Genomic DNA, 16194 nt, shown 5'->3' on the forward strand with positions numbered 1-16194 from the left:
CTTGATTTTTCTTTAATTTACCAGTAATATTTTAGTAGATATTCTTTTATCCCGGGTGAATATCTACTAAAATCTTACTAAGAAAGAGGTGTATTATGAGAAACATAGTCAAAAAGTATTCGAGATTAGGACTGGCTGCGGCTATGGGAGTTGGAATATTCACATTTTCTAATTTTACGTATGCTAGCGACGATAATATTGGTTTTAATTTTGAGCTTAAACCTAATTATGATAATAGTTATAGTGCTGCACGATATCGACAAACTACTAATCCAAACAATAAATGGAAAGTAAATCTAACATATTCATCTGAAGGCGTAGGAACAGTCGCAACTTTTTGGTTAGACAAAGCAGGCACAAGGGTTTCAGAGTGGTATAATGTGAAACAAGGAAGTGGGCCCCACTATTATCCAGCATATAGCACTGCGAACCAATCTTATGTAAGATTAGGTGCTGAAAATAATAACTATACTTCTGCAAGCTATACGATCTCTGGGTATTGGGACGAAGAGACTGACTAATCTATAGAACCAAGAATGATATTATATATCATTCTTGGTTCCCTTTTAAGATAGCTAATAAAAAAGTAAAGAATTGAGTGAGGGACATTGTTTAATAGCCATATTCAACGCATTATAAGAAATAAAATTAATTTAACTGCCTTTATTATTATTTTGCTTATACCTATGTTAGAAATTGTACAACTGTTAATTTATCAACAAAACTCTGAAGAGACTTTTCATCCAGCTTTTGCCTTCTTTTTATCAGGTTCTAGCATGGGGCACGCACCTCAAATATTGCTAATATGGTTTTTACCAATCTATTTTTTATTGTTGGGAGCCGATGATGCAATTCAAGATTATAAAACAGGTTATCGTACTATTTTGATTAGCAAGGTAGGCAGGAAAAGGTACTTGTTAGAAAAAATCATTACATCTTTTACTATATCTTCTCTATCTATGTTTATCACATTATTTATTAACTTTATACTAGTGTCGATTATTTTTGTTAATGGGACTTTTTCAAAAGGATTAATGGAAATGAGGATTGAAGGAAATAAACTCTTTAACTTTAGTGTAGAACATCCTTTTATTGCGATTATCGTCTTTTCGATAGTCAGTTGTATTCTAGCAGGTCTTGCTGGATCATTGGGAGCAAGTACAAGTTTATTTTTTCTTGATCGAAAATATGCATATGCTTCCTCGTTTTTTATTTGGTTTTTATTAGTTTTAAATAAATATTCTATTATCTATGCTTTTCAACCGTTTACTGAATATGGATTTAATGTAATATTTCCTAGTCTTTTAGTAGCAATAAGTGTTCTTATCATAATTCCATTAATAGTATTTATTTATGGAGTAAGGTTCAATGAAGATTAAACGATCTATTATTATTATTATGATCACTTTCTTTTTTACTGTTGTATGGTTTTTACAAAGCTCGAATTACCGTGATATTCCAGCGTTAAGATCCGCCAATTTATCTTTATATGATGTGATTATTATTATGAATAACAGTGCATTCGGCTATAGTTCTATGCAAGCATATACTGTATTTTATACTGCACCTTTTCTTATTTTTTTAAATCACCTCTTCTTATCTGAAAATTTGGCTACTATTATAAGAGGAACTAATAGGGAAAAGTTATATATAAGAAGAGTGGTTAAAATTATAATAGCAGCTTTCATGTTTGCTTTCTTACATTCCGGTGTGAACCTATTATTCACAGCTATATTCTTTGACTATTCTTTATTAAAAGAAATGAATTTTACATCAATTTGTCTATTTAATACCGTAGGTTTATTTTTGTTTTACACTAGTGTTGGCTTGATATATGAATTAATAAAAGAGATAAGTCATTCTATAAGCATATCCTTTTTTCTGACTATTGCATTAATAAGTGGTTTATTCTTTTTTGAAAAACTAATGATGACACAGATGTGGGGGCCAATAAAAGATTTAGCAATATATAATAAGATGCTGGAAAAGGAATGGACGATTGTCGACTTATTATATATATATGTGAGACAAATTTTTGTTGTTATTTTCTTTTATTTAATTGGTTCTTTTGTATATAAAAGAAAGGACTTTATTTAATGATGATAAATAAAAAATTTTTTCTACTTGTGTCGTTAACAATAATCATGCAGGGTATTTTGCTGGATACGCTTAATTTGATCAATACTAATTTTCCCTTTTTAGATGGAATTCCTATTACTTCTTCCCATGCATTGGAGTATAGATATCTACTGAATTGGTATCTGCCGATTATTGGTATGAGCTTTTACTTCTCTGGATATTTAAGTGATGTGACAAGAATTCATGGTATCGCTTTTTTTGTCAGAACATACAGCAAGTCTAAGTGGATCATCAAACAATATTTGCGCATACTAGCGCATCTTTTGCTATTTATTGCACTCCAAATGTTCGTTTCTGTTTTGTTCGATTTAGGCCAATCAACTTTTTCTAAACCGAATTTAATCAAAGCTTTATCTATGTATTTATTAACATTATTAGTGTTACTTAGTATCCAGCTTTTAATTGAATTATATGTAAAAGAAAGTGTTGCCCATTTGATTATTAACATATACATTGTCTTTTCCGTCCTGATAACAAATCAACTACATAGCTTTCCTAAACTATTTCATTACTTTTTCTTACCAGTATATGGGATGGGATTTAGGAACGGATTAAGCCAAATGCCAAAATTTAAGCTATACACCATAGATTATTTTACAGGTTTCTTTATTTTGCTCATCATTCAAGTTGCCTTAGTTTATTTTTCTACGATTAAAATAAAGAATATGGACTTATTATAAAGAGAGGGTTAAGAATGCTACAAACTCATAATGTAAGTAAAAAAATTAAAAATGCATACGTTTTAAAAAATATTTCCTATACTTTCAAACCTGGCTATATTTATGGGCTTTTTGGGAAAAATGGATCAGGTAAAACAATGCTGCTTCGTACTTTAGCTGGGTTGGTTGTTCCTACTGAGGGTGAAGTTATAGTCAATAATCAAGTACTGCATAAAGATATATCGTTTCCACCAAGCATTGGAATTATTATCGAAAATATGCAATTATTTCCACAATATGATGCTTACACAAATCTTTTCATTTTATCAAAGATAAAGAAAGTAGCTTCAACACATGATATAGAAGAGGCCATAAAAAGAGTGGGATTAGATCCGTTTTCTAAGTTGAAAGTAAAAAAATATTCTTTAGGAATGAAACAAAGGCTGAATATCGCACAAGCGATATTTGAAAAACCTGATATTCTCCTTTTGGATGAACCTACAAATGCGATTGATGATAGCGGAGTGGAATTAATTCATAATCTGCTTTTAGAAGAAAAGAAACGGGGAACTATTATCATCATTGCTAGCCATATCAAAGGGGATATTGAACCTTTATGTGATTTTACTTTGAAAATGAATGAGGGGAACCTAATTCATGAATAAATTCAAATTGACTATTTTCGCTTTTATAGTGGGAATGTGTTCGTTCATTATAGTTTTTCCTTATATTTCCGATCTAATAAACAATTACAGAACTCTAAAAAATCCAGAAGTAGTAACTATAAAAAGCGGAGAATATATTGTAGGTGATGATATTCAGCAAGGAATTTATGATGTAGAAGTAATAAGTGGGAAAGTTAAATTTATGCAGAGAGAATTGTCTGCAAAAGATAGGGTACTAGGTGTTAATCTTCACAATGGAGAACACGTTCAGATAAAGGGACAAGGTAAAGTGAAACTTTCTCCTGCCAACTTTGAGTCGATAGAAATGAGTAAATCAGGTCAGTATGAAATTCACCACTCAGGATTTTATGAAATAGGATTACAATTGCCTGAGGGAGAATATGTATTGAGTTATAAAGGAAAAACAGACAAAGAAAAACCTTTTGTCCAAATATTATCATCTAATAATAGAAATGTTCTTCATACATATGATTTCCATAATAAAGATATTTACAAAATTCCCCTTAAAAAAGGTAATATATTAGAAATTAATAAGTTTTTATTTTTTGAATCTGATGACATTGTGATTAATTTAAAGCCTTTATATTGACTATTTATCCGGAAATATTTAAGGAATACTATTATCAAAAAATATGAAGAGACTAATCGATTATAACCAGTAATTAATACTAAAATGTTGAAGATGTGTTTGGTTAATGGTCAAGTCCGGTGAACTTCTTTGTCATTTGCGTTCCTAACACATTGTCAATGTTAAAAATGTTGATCAATTTTGTAATGGAATCATCGAATCCATCCAACATGATACGGCCATTCAATTCGTGGGAGTTCATAGAACCGCGGCATATGCGACCGAACTAGTAAGTCGTTGCTGTCTGTTTGCCGGTAAAATCTATGGACTCAATTAAAGGTCATTTGATGTTGCATTGAGTATACAATATAAAATCGAATGATGTGAATGGATGAGGGAGAAAACAGCTGTCGAATCCCATTTAACCTAAGGCGGTGTATCGACGAATTTGTTTTTCGAAAAGGGCATGATGATAGAGTGGCGGCGATGGGAGAAGTGTATTTTATCGAAGCAGGAAAGAAGGAGGAAGCCATTCGAAGCGTATTGGCGTGTGTGTCTTCTTCGGTCCAGTGGGTCGTGAGCGATTTGAAAAAGCCATTCAAGGGGTATATCCAGAAGCGATACGTGTAGCCGATTATTTTTATGTCATTTAGTTGTTTACAGAAGCTTTAGATCGGTACCGTAAAGAGTGCCATCGCAAAAGCACTTGTTAAACGAACAGAAGAAATCATTTCGTTCATATTGTTGCCTTATTCGAATGGTAGAATGGAAGGAACGAACAACAAAATCAAGCTGATCAAACGTCGAGGGGATGGATACAGAAATATCCAACAATTGGCATTACGGGTGCGGCTAGAAACGTCTACCATACTTCAATGGTAGATGCAAGTACAGCTTTTGGTGATGAACTATGATTTTGGAGAATAAGGTACAATATTCATTACCAGGCCTTGATTTATAGATTTCTGTTAAAATAGAGAGGAAGCGCTTTTTGAAACCAATAGTGGAATGGAAGCGTGAATGCAGCAAAGTTTTTGGAAAGGGGAAGAGCCATTTTGATCAAAGCGATTATTTTTGATTTTGACGGTTTAATTGTAGATACAGAGACAGCTTGGTTTGAGGCTTATAAAGAAGCGATGAATGTCTATGATGTCGATTTGCCGCTGGAACGTTTTGTTCAAACTGTTGGAACAGATAATGCGGCGCTTTATGAATTTGTTCAACAGCAGCTGGGGGAAAACGTCAGCATTGAAGAAATTGAAGCGAAAGCCGCAAGTTTTTATCAAATCAAGATGAAAACCCCTCAGGCGCGTGAAGGGGTGAAGGACTATTTAGAAGAGGCAAAGCAATTGGGCTACAAAATAGCGATTGCTTCAAGTTCTAACAAGGAATGGGTCATTCATTATTTAAATGGGCTCGGTCTGCTGTCCTATTTTGAAGTGATTATTACAAGTGAAGATGTGGAGAGCATCAAACCAGCTCCCGACTTGTATCTAAAAGCGCTGGCTGCTTTAGCTGTCCGTCCTGATGAAGCAGTCGTTTTTGAGGACTCGTTAAATGGGTTGAAAGCCGCTTTGGCCGCGGGATTAAAATGTGTGGTTGTGCCTAATCCAGTCACAAAATTTCTAAACTTTCAACAGCACAGCTTGCAGCTAAATTCGATGGCGGAAAAGCGTTTAGCGGAGGTGATCGAGCTGATCAAAGGATAATGGAGAGGGGCATTTTACATTTATATAAATGTGAAAATCTACTTAGCCGAAAGAGAAATGCGATCATAGTGGCATGGAGTCTTGTGCGGGCATGATTTCTTTTGAAACGAAGCCAGCTGTTATTTGGCATCGTCTCAAGCAAGACGATCATGCCCGCCGCTTTATATCAGGCAAAATAGGGACACAAGTGAAAATTGAGCCCTTGGAAAAAGACGGGTTACAGATGGAAAAGCGCCACCGTATCTCGCGTTTTTAGACGTTCGATCATGTCATACCATGCTTGCGGTTTGTTCGGCAAGACCGCATAGTAGCGTGTTAAAAATGTCACGATAAGCTCAGTCGGAAGTTCATTTACATTTTCGTCCATCGGAAGGAAGCAAAGGTCAAGTCCTTCTACCGCTTCTCCGTCATTGTTCCAGGATGGATGAACATAAGGGAAGTCAAGGCGCTTATAGCCGAGGTGGGACAAGACTTCCCGACGGACATATGGGTCCATCGGCTTCACGCCGCCAAATTCATAATGTTCGACACGATACGGGTCATAAATTTCCGCAAACATGCCAAATAATTGGTTTCCACAAGCGGCTGCCCAAGCGTTTAAGTCTTCTAATCTCTTTTTGGCTAAAAATCGGCCGATTCCAAGTCCCGCTTGCCCGATGATGGTGAAATCCGTCATGGCAATATTGACATCTTCATAATAACGGTACTCTGTTGCGCCCACGACCTTTCCTTCATGAACGGCCACGCATACACGGATTCCCGGATCTTCTAGAGGTTCTTTCCAAAAATCGAATGCTAATACTTCTTCAGGTGGAAATACTTCTTGCATCAATTGGTGCATTTTTTTAAATAAAGGGTCTTCAATACTCGTGATTCTCCGATATTCCATTTCCTCATTCTCCTTGCCGTAATTTTTTCAAAAACGGATTTTTCCATTCCATCAGGACCGCATAGTTACGAGATTCCTCATCCTCCAAATAGTTTTCTACCACTTTCACAGGAGTGCGGCCACAGCGAAGCAGGAATGTAATGACGGGGTCTTTTAATTCGCCTTTGATCACCGCTTCGAGGTATTGCTCCGCTGTCATTTGATCTGCCTTTTGATGATAGCCGGGCATTCTCCCTCCGCCTAACAAACGTTCTAATCCGAGCTGAATGACGACTTCATACATGGAAAGCATCAGCCACTTTCCCAGCCCTAATTTGCGATAGGCGGGGCGTACGCCAATATCGACAACATAAAGCGTATTCCCGTTTGGCTGATGATTGCGAATATAGCCGTGATCGGTAATTTCTTCCCATGTATGTTCCGGATGATTCGGATCAAAATGAACAATGAGCCCGGTCATCGATCCGGCCATTTCGCCATCGACCTCCACACATAAGGCTCCTTCTGGAAAGAGCGTCACGTGGTTTTTTAATTGTTCCGTGTTCCACCATAGTTCAGAAGGAAAGGGAGGTGGGAAGCTTTCCTGTTGAATGCGGATTAAGCCCGGAAAATCTTTTTCTTCATAATTTCGAATCACGGCTCGAACAGGCCGATCGTTCTCAAACACGTAAAGCTCTTTCCAGTACATGATGCTTCCTCCTTATTTCCAATCCGGATATAAATCTGTGCGGCGGTCGCGCCATGTTGTCACCGATCCGCGCTCGCGAACTTGATATAGCAGATCTAAATCAAGATCAGCGGTCACGACCATATCATGATTGATTTCCCCTTCCACTAAAATGCCGCGCGGAGGGAACGGGATGTCATTTGGGGTAATGACAGCCGCTTGGCCGAAGTTCGCGCGCATAAAGTCGACGGTTGGAAGCGAACCGACTGTGCCGGTTGTCACGACATATACTTGATTTTCAATGGCTCTTGCGTGGCTCGTATAGCGAACCCGATGAAATCCATGACGATCATCGGTGCAAGAAGGACAGAAAATCACATCCGCTCCTTTTGCTTTGGCCATGCGAACGATTTCTGGGAACTCAATGTCATAACATGTCAACATCGCAATCGTTCCTTTTTCCGTCTCAAACACTTGCAATCCTTCGCCAGGAGACATGTTCCATTCTTTCACTTCCGTAGGTGTAATGTGCAGCTTTGCTTGTTCGGCGACTCTGCCATCTGGATAAAATAAATGAGCCACGTTGTACAATTTGTCACCTTTGCGAATAACATGGGTTCCCGCAATGATATGCATCTTTGTTTTCTTCGCCCAATCTATAAATAAAGAACGATAGGATTCTGTAAAATCAGGCAATTCTTGGATGGTCAAAGGCCGGCCTTTGCCACTTTCGATGGACATCAGTTGGGTGGTAAAAAATTCTGGGAATAACACGAAATCCGCTTCAAATTCTTGGGCGGTTTTTATATAATGCGCCACTTGCTGGGCAAATTCTTTGAATGAGTGGATCGTATGCAAATGATACTGAACAGCAGAAACTCTGATTTTCATCATCCCATGCTCCTTTCTTGACATTCACGGCCGAAATTTTTCATGATTCACCCATGAAATGGTGATACTGATATTATTAGATACATGAGCCATTTTCACAAGTACACACTTTTATAGCACTTAGTGTAAAAAAGTATACTATAGGAAGCGGATGATAGCGTGAAAAGAGGACGGGCAAACGATGAATAAACATTTCGCAAGGACAACCGGCATCTCTCCATGTCCTTGCGACTGAAAAAGCAATCCATCATCTTGATTGATCACATGAATTCCCTAAACCATGCGGGAAAGGGAATGTTTATTTCATAGGCTCGTTGCTGGATACGTGGTCCTTTGCGACCGTCTCCATATAGTTTTTCCCCCATTCATACATGGCATCGAGAATCGGCATGAGGCTTTTTCCGAGCTCTGTTAAAGAATACTCCACTTTTGGAGGTACGACAGGATAGACTTTTCGGTGAATAATGAGGTCTTCTTCCAGTTCCCGCAGTTGATTGACAAGCATTCTCTGAGTAATTCCTGGCATAAGAGCCTTAAGTTCGCTAAATCGCTTTGTTCCTTCTTTTCCAAGATGCCACAAAACTAACATTTTCCATTTGCCGCCGATAACGGCGAGTGTCAATTCTTTTTCGCAATTATACGTTTTTCCACAAACACGTCCCAAATTGGCTCACCTCCGTGTCTATTATAACGAAGATTTCAAACGAAACACCATTTCCGCGCGAGTGGATAAAAGTGTAAAAACCGAGCGGGGAACATGTCCTGATTTTGCCTGCTCATGTGAAAAACGGATCAGAAGGTCTTTTTCTACCTTACGACAAGTTGAACGACCGTTTTTACAGGTTTGTTTGATTATAGTATGATAGGAATATGCTTATGAGAGCGGCTGATTTGTGAAAATCCCTACTTTTCTGTTCGAAGAATGGATTATTTTTAGCGTAGATTCAAAAATAATTTTAAATGATGAATGATATAGTTATAAAGGTGTGTCTTTTTTATTCGGGGGTGTTTTTTTGAAAAGGGATGATAGCAAAACTTATAAAGCAATCAAACAACATAAGAGCCATTATCCGAATCCAATCAAGCTGCGCAAAGGGGAAACGGTTATCATTGGTGAAAAATATAATGGAAATGAAGACTGGAAAAATGGGATATACTGTTTCACTGTTGATAATCGCTTAGAAGGCTGGGTGCCAGAACAAATCATCAAAAAACAAGGGAAACATGGGGTAATTGTAGAGGATTATACGGCGAAAGAATTAGATGTTGAAATCGGTGAACAATTAATAAAATGCAAAGAACTCAATGGGTGGTATTGGATGAAAAAAATAGAAACACTAGAAGAAGGCTGGGTGCCGATTGAGAATGTAGTAGAATTAAAATGAACGTATTCAATCTGAATATCTAGGAGCCTCTGTCCTTTATACTTATGCATGAATATAGTGAAGGATGAATGTAAAACGCTTCAAAGGATCTGTTTTTGACGATGCAGGTGTCTGAGCGGCATCGTTTTTAGATTCGTCTTTTGGGCGTTTGGTTTACCGTTCGTCCTTTGTTGTGTGCTGAAGGCAAGTCCAAAGACTTGTCTTGCGATTGTGGGTTTTTATGGACGTTATGCATTCCGTTTTAAGTGCATGTATATAAATGAAAACGCTAGTGAATTAGAAGGTGTGACATTTTGAAAACAACGAGACTTCATGACAAGATATTGATTTTTATGATGATCGCAGGAATCGCTCTTAGCCTGTTTTTTTTCATAAAGGGAGATGGGGCTAAGGATCAAGATCATCATATCAAAGGAAAAAACGAGAAGATGGAGCATACAAAATACTCTGGTGTGGATATTATCACCAATACAGACGATGAAGAAACGTACCGCAGTGCGATTCATTACCCGAAATTTCAAGGGGAGCGATTAAATCGTGAAATCGGTCAATATGTCAAAAGCACGGAACAAAAATTCCATGAAGAGTTGGGCAAAGGTGATCAAACCTTTTTAAAGAAACGTCCGGCTGTTTTTTACTTGACCTTTGACATTTATCCTGTGATGGATCATATTTATTCTATTGTTTTTCATGAAGAAAGCTATTATGGAGGAGCAAACGGTAATCAACGCGTAAAAGTTTTCATTGTAGATGTGGAAAATGATCAATTCATTAACCAAACAGAGATGATTCAGAATACCGAACAAGCGAAAGAAAAGCTATACCATCTTTTACTGAATGCCTTTAAGCAGTCCAAGCAATACGGTCCATTTTTGTTTGAAGAAGAATTAGAAAATAAAATGAAACAAGATGGTGCATATGCCAATATGTATTTGACTAACCAGTCATTCGTATTTATTTTTGATAAATATGAAGTAACGGCGGGGGCTGCGGGAACGCCTGAAATCTCACTGTCCTATGATCAAGTCAAAAATATTTTAACAGAGAAATGGGCGGATCGGTTAAGCATTATCCCTGATAAGCCGGAAGATTTAACCGTTCCGAATGGAGATCGTGGAAATGAGTCCCCTTCTAATCCGCCGGCAGAGAAGCCATCATCCCCTCCATCCAAGAGGGTGGCGCTCACCTTTGATGACGGGCCGCACCCGCAGAATACGTTGAAGATATTAAATTTATTAAAAAAGTATGAGGCTAAGGCTACTTTTTTTATGTTGGGAAGCAGGGTTGATTTTTATCCAGACATTGCTAAAAAAATAGCAGAGGAAGGGCACGAGTTAGGAAACCATACTTGGGATCACAAAGATCTGACGACTCTTAATAGCGCAGAAATAAGAAAAGAAATTCGCGATACAAATGAGATGATCAAAAAGACAACCGGTCGAGAGCCTACTGTGTTTCGCCCTCCGTACGGTGCCATAAACGATCAAGTCAAGAGAATGGTGGGCATGCCTGTCGTATTATGGACAGTCGATACGTTGGATTGGCAATCTCACGATCCTCATGCTATGCTGCAAATAGTCAAAAAAAATGTGAAAGATGGATCCATCATTTTGATGCACGATATTCATGAATCAACGGCTGAAGCCGTGGAGCCGGTGTTGAAATATTTAAAAGATGAAGGCTATACCTTTGTGACGGTTTCAGAGTTAGAACAACATTAATTGAAAAAAGAGTGAGAGACTTCTCCGGAAGTATGTTAAACAAGATTCATGGCTGAGCATTAAAAAGGAACTTTGTATGGATTTTATCAACACAACGATAGAAAGCCCCGCGGAGAAAATTCCGAGGGGCTTCGTGTCATTGCAAAGTATGCCAATAAAGCGAAGGATCGCCAACAGTTCTTTTGTTTGCTTCTGCTGTCTCCCTGCGGATGAAAAGGAGTCTCGCTAAAGCCGAATAATCCCCATAATTAAAAATCGTGTCTTGTGACAACGAACTGAATGACAACACCAAATGGATCTCGAATCATGGCATAGCCGGAGCTGAAGGAGTTTGCCTGAAGCGGCATTAATACGGTCACATCTTGCTGCTCCGTAACAGCCTCATAAAGCTTTTGAATGGTTGCTTGATCTTTCGATTGTATGCACAAAGAAAAGCTATTTCCAAGTTGCCACGGTCTCGATGGATCTGTCGCTTCTTCGGCAATCATCATCTTATTTTGTCCGATTTCTAGTACCGAATGTGTAATATACTCATCTTGCCCCTCGCTATATTCAAAAGCGGGATCGATTTCTTTCATTTGCTTATAAGTCACTTTTAAAAGCACCTTGGCCTGTAAATATTTTTCGTAAAATGCGATAGCATTCGCCGCTTGGCCGTTTAAAGATAGAAACGGAATCACTTCAAAATTCATATAGCTCCCTCCTGTTTTTCATTCATGAATGTGTGGATCCATGCATAAATCATGCAAAAAAAATCATCCTACACACCCCACCTCTTAATCACCATTGCTTTTTTAGTGTATAATAAAAAGGTGACAGAATACGGCACCAATAGAGGGGATGTTTATGAAAAAAGCCGAACGATTAAATCTGATGCTCAAATTTATCAATCAAAAAAAGCGGTTTACTTTAAGTGACTTAATGGCTGAATTTCACATTTCCAAAAGAACGGCCCTCCGCGACATCGCTTCGTTGGAAGAAATGGGAGCGCCCATATATGTAGAGTATGGACGGAACGGAGGATATTACTTGCTCGATCAAATGAAATTACCGCCCATCTCCTTTAATAGCCAAGAAGTGTATGCCCTCTATCTTTCGCTTCAAGTATTAGAAGGATTTACCGATCTCCCGTTTAAAGTCACCTATGAATCGATTCATAGAAAGTTCCATGATGCTTTAAGCGATCAGCAAAAGGAGAAGATCGCCAGAATCAAAAACAGGGTAGTGTTTTATCAAACGAAACAGGTAACCAAATGTCCATGTCTGGAGATGATGATGACCGCGATTATTGAGCATAACGTGCTAAAAATCCGTTACCGTGATGCGGAGCGATTGATTCAGCCATTGGTTATTTACGCTTTAAAAGGACATTGGTATTGCCAAAGCTTTGATATGGAAAAGAGGGAATATCGCGTTTTTCGCTGTGACCGCATCTTGCATGCAGAGTTGACGGAAACAGAGCCTTTGAACGAATTGGAGCATGTTACGATGTTAAATAGCCACTCTTTATGGAAGCCTTCCGAGAAGGCGATATCGTTTAAGTGTTTACTGGATGACGGCGGGATCGCTATTTTTCAAACCGAGCATTACCCTTCGATGCGGCTTGTTCACGAGGAGAATCACACCTATTTAATAGGCACCTTTGAGCCAAATGAATGGAATTTTATCGTGAGATACTTAAGCAGGTATGGAAAATCGTTAAAAATCATTGAGCCGGAGGAATTGAAAATACATATGAAAGAATATTATATGGATTTCATTCGTCAGTTATAAAAAATAAAAAGACAACTATCCCCAAGCTAAAAACCATGAGGAAAAAGGCTGAATTTGTTATGATCATGATGAACCATTCAGAAATTTTGCATGGCTTGTATAGGAGGGAAATCCAATGAATCCAGTCATTGAAACGATTTTACAGCACCGTTCTATTCGGAATTTTGCGGATCAGCCTTTGTCCGATGAGCAAATTCGCACCATTGTCGAGTGCGCCCAAGCGGCCTCTACGTCCAGCTTTGTTCAAGCTTACTCAATCATTGGAGTCAAAAATAAAGAAGTGAAACGAAAGCTTGCCGAGCTGGCTGGGAATCAGTCTTATGTAGAGAATAATGGCCACTTTTTTGTCTTTTGCGCGGATTTATATCGCCATCAAATCATTGGTGAAATGGAACATATGGATGTATCGGCATCATTAGAAAGCACCGAAAAGTTTATGGTCTCCCTGATCGACACGGCGTTGGCTGCGCAAAATGCTGTAATAGCGGCGGAGTCGATGGGATTGGGAGTCTGTTATATCGGGGGTTTACGGAACCATTTACCTGAAGTATGTGAGCTCTTAAACATCCCGCAACGGGTCATTCCGTTATTCGGAATTGCCGTAGGATATCCGGCGCAAGCCCCAGACAAAAAGCCGCGGTTGCCTTTTCAGCATATTTACCATGAGGAGACATACCAGCAGGATCGCACCGAGTTCGAAAAACAATTGGGGCAATATAATGAAGTGATTTCTTCATATTATCAAAAACGCACCAATGGAAAACGGGATGACACATGGACGGGACAAATGGCCAATATGTTAAGTAAGCCAGTCAGAATGTATATGAAGGAATTTGTCGAAAGCCAAGGCTTCAACTTAAAATAGCTTTTATTGCGATATCGGATATGGATGGAAAGCGGGCACAGGAACTATTTTTTACTTTGGAGGCCATATGAAAATTAGTAAGCTTTATTTTCATATTCATTATTGCAATTGGAAGGACCCCCATTCATCGGGAAATCGTGTGCGGAAAGTCGCCAGAACTTTGCAGCATCATGCTTTCCTATTTTTTGATAAAGGGAAGGGCAATTTTACGATCGGAAAAAAGCGATATGCCATTCAAGAAGGCAGGCTGTTTTATGTTGCTCCTCATGTATTCCATTCGCTTGAACTGGATCCAAAGACGCCTTTCTGTTGTCTTACCGTCCATTTTAGCTATGCGAGCGTGCATTTTAATGATCTGCAATGGGAGATCAAACAAGAGACGGATATCCTTCCTTTGCCGTCTGTTCAAGAAGTGAAAGACAATTATCAGGTGGGAGATCTGTTTAAAAAATTAGTGGATAGCTGGAATGCGAAGCTGCCCGGATATGAATTTCTTGCGAAAACGCTGCTGCAGCAATTGCTCATTGCCCTTTATCAAAACAATAAAAGGAAAGATCGCAATGATTCTGTCGCTTTAAAAGTGGAAAAAATGATTCAGTATATGCATCAAAACGTGACGCGAAAGATAACGTTGGCTGAATTGTCGGAAATGACACAGCTATCCCCTTCCTATTTGTCGAGAATGTTTAAAGACATTACCGGATATTCTGTGATTGGTTTTTTTAATAAGATCAAAATGGATAAAGCAAAAGAATTGATGATGGAAGGCAATAAAAAAGTGAAAGAAGTGGCGCAGGCGCTTGGGTTTGTTGATGAGTTTTATTTTAGCCGGCTATTCAAGCGAATGGAAGGGATCAGTCCTTCTGAATTTTATAGCAAAAATGTCCATGGATTATAATATCGTGCATGGTATAAAGCCCATCCGGAAGCTAAAATGAGAATGTGATTGTTCATTGTTCTTGCTGGACAATGGAATGATAAGCAGAAGGAGGGCTTATTTTTTTTTGCAAATTTGGAAGAGGAATTTATTGGTCTGCTGGTTTGGAATGTTTGTCACAAGTGTCGGAATGAGCCAGCTTGCGCCCGTATTGCCGCTCTATATTAAGCAGCTTGGCGTTCACAACTCCGCTTCCATTGATCAATTTTCCGGAATGGCTTTTGGGATTACTTATATCATTTCTGCCATTTTTTCGCCGATTTGGGGACGGGCGGCAGACAAATTTGGACGAAAGCCGATGCTTTTGCGGGCGAGTCTTGGCATGGCCATCGTGATAGGTTGGATGGGATTTGCCCGCAATGTGTATGAGCTGATCGGCTTAAGGGCATTGCAAGGAGTGATTACAGGCTATGGTACAGCCTGTACGACCTTGATTGCCACGCAGACGGATCATGAACACGCCGGCTGGGCTCTAGGAACACTTTCAACCGCCAATATCGCTGGTTCTTTGCTCGGACCGTTGATTGGCGGCTTTATCGAAGATCATTTTGGTTTGCAAAATGTCTTTTTGATGACAGGAGCCCTTTTGCTGATCGCCTTTGTGGCCACCGCTTTATTTGTGCAAGAAGTTTTTTCTCGACAAAACCGAGAGGCGCTTAGCAGCAAAGAGGTGTGGAATATTGTTCCTGAAAAAAGCCTGACGATCACGTTGCTTGTCACCTTTTTTATATTGACGCTGGCGATGTATTCGGTTGAACCCGTTATCACTGTATATGTGGCGGAGTTATCTAAAAATGCTGATCATATTGCATTATTAGCTGGAATGATATTTTCGGCTTCGGGGCTGGCAAACATTATTGCTGCTCCAAGGTTGGGACGGCTTTCGGATCAAATTGGTGCGCAGAAGGTCATATTAGGGGCGTTAATCGTCGCTGGACTCATTTTTATCCCGCAAGCTTTTGTGCATCATCCGTGGCAGTTGATGATTCTTCGCTTTTTATTAGGATTGGCAGCAGCAGGCTTGACTCCTTCTGTTAATACGCTAGTAAAAAGAATCACACCGGATTCTTTGACAGGGAGAGTTTTTGGTTTCAGCATGGCCGCAGGGTATTTAGGCGTATTTGGCGGCTCTGTTTTTGGCGGACAAGTGGCCGCTCATTTAGGCGTTCGATATGTCTTTTTGATGACAGGAGCGCTGTTGCTGATCAATGCTTTATGGGTTTATGTGAAGGTGTATAAAAAGCTTAATTTACAACAAGAGACAATCTATATGAAAAGCAAAATATTATAATGAGGAGAGAGCGC

18 protein-coding genes and 1 pseudogene are annotated in these 16194 nt (G+C 38.9%); 14 read left to right on the forward strand and 5 right to left on the reverse strand.

Annotated elements, in window-relative coordinates; translation table 11 throughout:
• The first annotated feature begins 95 nt into the window (after nucleotides 1-95).
• The 8 genes and pseudogenes from GGQ95_RS15295 (at nucleotide 96) to GGQ95_RS15330 (ending at nucleotide 5761) form a co-directional block, all read left to right on the forward strand.
• Nucleotides 96-521, forward strand: coding sequence for a DUF2712 domain-containing protein (locus GGQ95_RS15295; RefSeq protein ID WP_159719204.1), 426 nt, complete (start codon nucleotides 96-98; stop codon nucleotides 519-521).
• Between the two features lie 165 nt (nucleotides 522-686).
• The gene (locus GGQ95_RS15300; protein ID WP_183187122.1) at nucleotides 687-1379 is read left to right on the forward strand and encodes a DUF2705 family protein; all 693 of its coding nucleotides are present in this window, start codon (nucleotides 687-689) and stop codon (nucleotides 1377-1379) included.
• Nucleotides 1369-2097 (forward strand): WxPxxD family membrane protein, encoded by a 729-nt coding sequence (locus GGQ95_RS15305; protein WP_159719205.1) that lies wholly within the window; start codon nucleotides 1369-1371, stop codon nucleotides 2095-2097. Before GGQ95_RS15300 ends, GGQ95_RS15305 begins: the two co-directional genes overlap by 11 nt.
• Entirely contained in the window at nucleotides 2097-2819 is a 723-nt protein-coding gene (locus tag GGQ95_RS15310; protein WP_183187092.1) for a DUF2705 family protein, read from the forward strand. Before GGQ95_RS15305 ends, GGQ95_RS15310 begins: the two co-directional genes overlap by 1 nt.
• A 14-nt stretch (nucleotides 2820-2833) precedes the next feature.
• The gene (locus tag GGQ95_RS15315) at nucleotides 2834-3463 is read left to right on the forward strand and encodes an ABC transporter ATP-binding protein (protein ID WP_183187093.1); all 630 of its coding nucleotides are present in this window, start codon (nucleotides 2834-2836) and stop codon (nucleotides 3461-3463) included.
• The gene (locus GGQ95_RS15320; protein ID WP_183187094.1) at nucleotides 3456-4073 is read left to right on the forward strand and encodes a hypothetical protein; all 618 of its coding nucleotides are present in this window, start codon (nucleotides 3456-3458) and stop codon (nucleotides 4071-4073) included. Before GGQ95_RS15315 ends, GGQ95_RS15320 begins: the two co-directional genes overlap by 8 nt.
• Nucleotides 4074-4487: 414 nt before the next feature.
• A pseudogene (locus GGQ95_RS15325) lies at nucleotides 4488-4934 on the forward strand (transposase); the annotation flags it as partial.
• 173 nt (nucleotides 4935-5107) lie between these two features.
• Nucleotides 5108-5761, forward strand: coding sequence for an HAD family hydrolase (locus GGQ95_RS15330; protein WP_080862526.1), 654 nt, complete (start codon nucleotides 5108-5110; stop codon nucleotides 5759-5761).
• A gap of 217 nt (nucleotides 5762-5978) precedes the next feature.
• On the opposite strand, the gene GGQ95_RS15335 is transcribed toward GGQ95_RS15330, so the two are convergent.
• The 4 genes from GGQ95_RS15335 to hxlR form a co-directional block, all read right to left on the reverse strand.
• The gene (locus tag GGQ95_RS15335; protein WP_183187095.1) at nucleotides 5979-6650 is read right to left on the reverse strand and encodes a GNAT family N-acetyltransferase; all 672 of its coding nucleotides are present in this window, start codon (nucleotides 6648-6650) and stop codon (nucleotides 5979-5981) included.
• Between the two features lie 4 nt (nucleotides 6651-6654).
• Nucleotides 6655-7338, reverse strand: coding sequence for a GNAT family N-acetyltransferase (locus GGQ95_RS15340; RefSeq protein ID WP_044742608.1), 684 nt, complete (start codon nucleotides 7336-7338; stop codon nucleotides 6655-6657).
• Nucleotides 7339-7350: 12 nt separating this feature from the next.
• Nucleotides 7351-8208, reverse strand: coding sequence for a carbon-nitrogen hydrolase family protein (locus GGQ95_RS15345; protein ID WP_080862497.1), 858 nt, complete (start codon nucleotides 8206-8208; stop codon nucleotides 7351-7353).
• Nucleotides 8209-8506: 298 nt separating this feature from the next.
• Nucleotides 8507-8872, reverse strand: coding sequence for a transcriptional activator HxlR (gene hxlR / locus GGQ95_RS15350; protein WP_044742606.1), 366 nt, complete (start codon nucleotides 8870-8872; stop codon nucleotides 8507-8509).
• Between the two features lie 349 nt (nucleotides 8873-9221).
• Between hxlR and GGQ95_RS15355 the strand changes: the two genes are divergently transcribed.
• A complete protein-coding gene (locus GGQ95_RS15355) occupies nucleotides 9222-9593 on the forward strand; it encodes an SH3 domain-containing protein (protein ID WP_066148956.1) in 372 nt (123 codons plus the stop codon).
• A gap of 293 nt (nucleotides 9594-9886) precedes the next feature.
• On the forward strand, nucleotides 9887-11314 hold the full coding sequence (locus tag GGQ95_RS15360; protein ID WP_052660941.1) for a polysaccharide deacetylase family protein: 1428 nt from the start codon (nucleotides 9887-9889) through the stop codon (nucleotides 11312-11314).
• 248 nt (nucleotides 11315-11562) lie between these two features.
• On the opposite strand, the gene GGQ95_RS15365 is transcribed toward GGQ95_RS15360, so the two are convergent.
• A complete protein-coding gene (locus GGQ95_RS15365; protein ID WP_044742605.1) occupies nucleotides 11563-12006 on the reverse strand; it encodes a VOC family protein in 444 nt (147 codons plus the stop codon).
• Nucleotides 12007-12160: 154 nt separating this feature from the next.
• Here GGQ95_RS15365 and GGQ95_RS15370 point away from each other — a divergent pair, with 154 nt between their 5' ends.
• From GGQ95_RS15370 to GGQ95_RS15385, 4 genes are all read left to right on the forward strand, one after another.
• The gene (locus tag GGQ95_RS15370; protein WP_183187096.1) at nucleotides 12161-13087 is read left to right on the forward strand and encodes a helix-turn-helix transcriptional regulator; all 927 of its coding nucleotides are present in this window, start codon (nucleotides 12161-12163) and stop codon (nucleotides 13085-13087) included.
• Between the two features lie 115 nt (nucleotides 13088-13202).
• Entirely contained in the window at nucleotides 13203-13952 is a 750-nt protein-coding gene (nfsA, locus tag GGQ95_RS15375) for an oxygen-insensitive NADPH nitroreductase (protein ID WP_183187097.1), read from the forward strand.
• Nucleotides 13953-14019: 67 nt separating this feature from the next.
• On the forward strand, nucleotides 14020-14850 hold the full coding sequence (locus GGQ95_RS15380) for an AraC family transcriptional regulator (protein ID WP_044742602.1): 831 nt from the start codon (nucleotides 14020-14022) through the stop codon (nucleotides 14848-14850).
• Between the two features lie 106 nt (nucleotides 14851-14956).
• On the forward strand, nucleotides 14957-16180 hold the full coding sequence (locus GGQ95_RS15385; protein WP_044742613.1) for a multidrug efflux MFS transporter: 1224 nt from the start codon (nucleotides 14957-14959) through the stop codon (nucleotides 16178-16180).
• Nucleotides 16181-16194: the final 14 nt, after the last annotated feature.

Origin of the sequence: Anoxybacteroides rupiense (assembly GCF_014196195.1) — a bacterium.
In the GTDB taxonomy this organism is placed as follows: Bacteria; Bacillota; Bacilli; order Bacillales; family Anoxybacillaceae; genus Anoxybacteroides; species Anoxybacteroides rupiense.

Bases quoted from the DNA above. Each gene is read 5' to 3' on its own strand.
- GGQ95_RS15295 (WP_159719204.1), top strand. From the start codon at position 96: ATGAGAAACATAGTCAAAAAGTATTCGAGATTAGGACTGGCTGCGGCT.
- GGQ95_RS15300 (WP_183187122.1), top strand. From the start codon at position 687: ATGTTAGAAATTGTACAACTGTTAATTTATCAACAAAACTCTGAAGAG.
- GGQ95_RS15305 (WP_159719205.1), top strand. From the start codon at position 1,369: ATGAAGATTAAACGATCTATTATTATTATTATGATCACTTTCTTTTTT.
- GGQ95_RS15310 (WP_183187092.1), top strand. From the start codon at position 2,097: ATGATGATAAATAAAAAATTTTTTCTACTTGTGTCGTTAACAATAATC.
- GGQ95_RS15315 (WP_183187093.1), top strand. From the start codon at position 2,834: ATGCTACAAACTCATAATGTAAGTAAAAAAATTAAAAATGCATACGTT.
- GGQ95_RS15320 (WP_183187094.1), top strand. From the start codon at position 3,456: ATGAATAAATTCAAATTGACTATTTTCGCTTTTATAGTGGGAATGTGT.
- GGQ95_RS15335 (WP_183187095.1), bottom strand. From the start codon at position 6,650: ATGGAATATCGGAGAATCACGAGTATTGAAGACCCTTTATTTAAAAAA.
- GGQ95_RS15340 (WP_044742608.1), bottom strand. From the start codon at position 7,338: ATGTACTGGAAAGAGCTTTACGTGTTTGAGAACGATCGGCCTGTTCGA.
- GGQ95_RS15345 (WP_080862497.1), bottom strand. From the start codon at position 8,208: ATGAAAATCAGAGTTTCTGCTGTTCAGTATCATTTGCATACGATCCAC.
- GGQ95_RS15365 (WP_044742605.1), bottom strand. From the start codon at position 12,006: ATGAATTTTGAAGTGATTCCGTTTCTATCTTTAAACGGCCAAGCGGCG.
- GGQ95_RS15370 (WP_183187096.1), top strand. From the start codon at position 12,161: ATGAAAAAAGCCGAACGATTAAATCTGATGCTCAAATTTATCAATCAA.
- nfsA (WP_183187097.1), top strand. From the start codon at position 13,203: ATGAATCCAGTCATTGAAACGATTTTACAGCACCGTTCTATTCGGAAT.
- GGQ95_RS15380 (WP_044742602.1), top strand. From the start codon at position 14,020: ATGAAAATTAGTAAGCTTTATTTTCATATTCATTATTGCAATTGGAAG.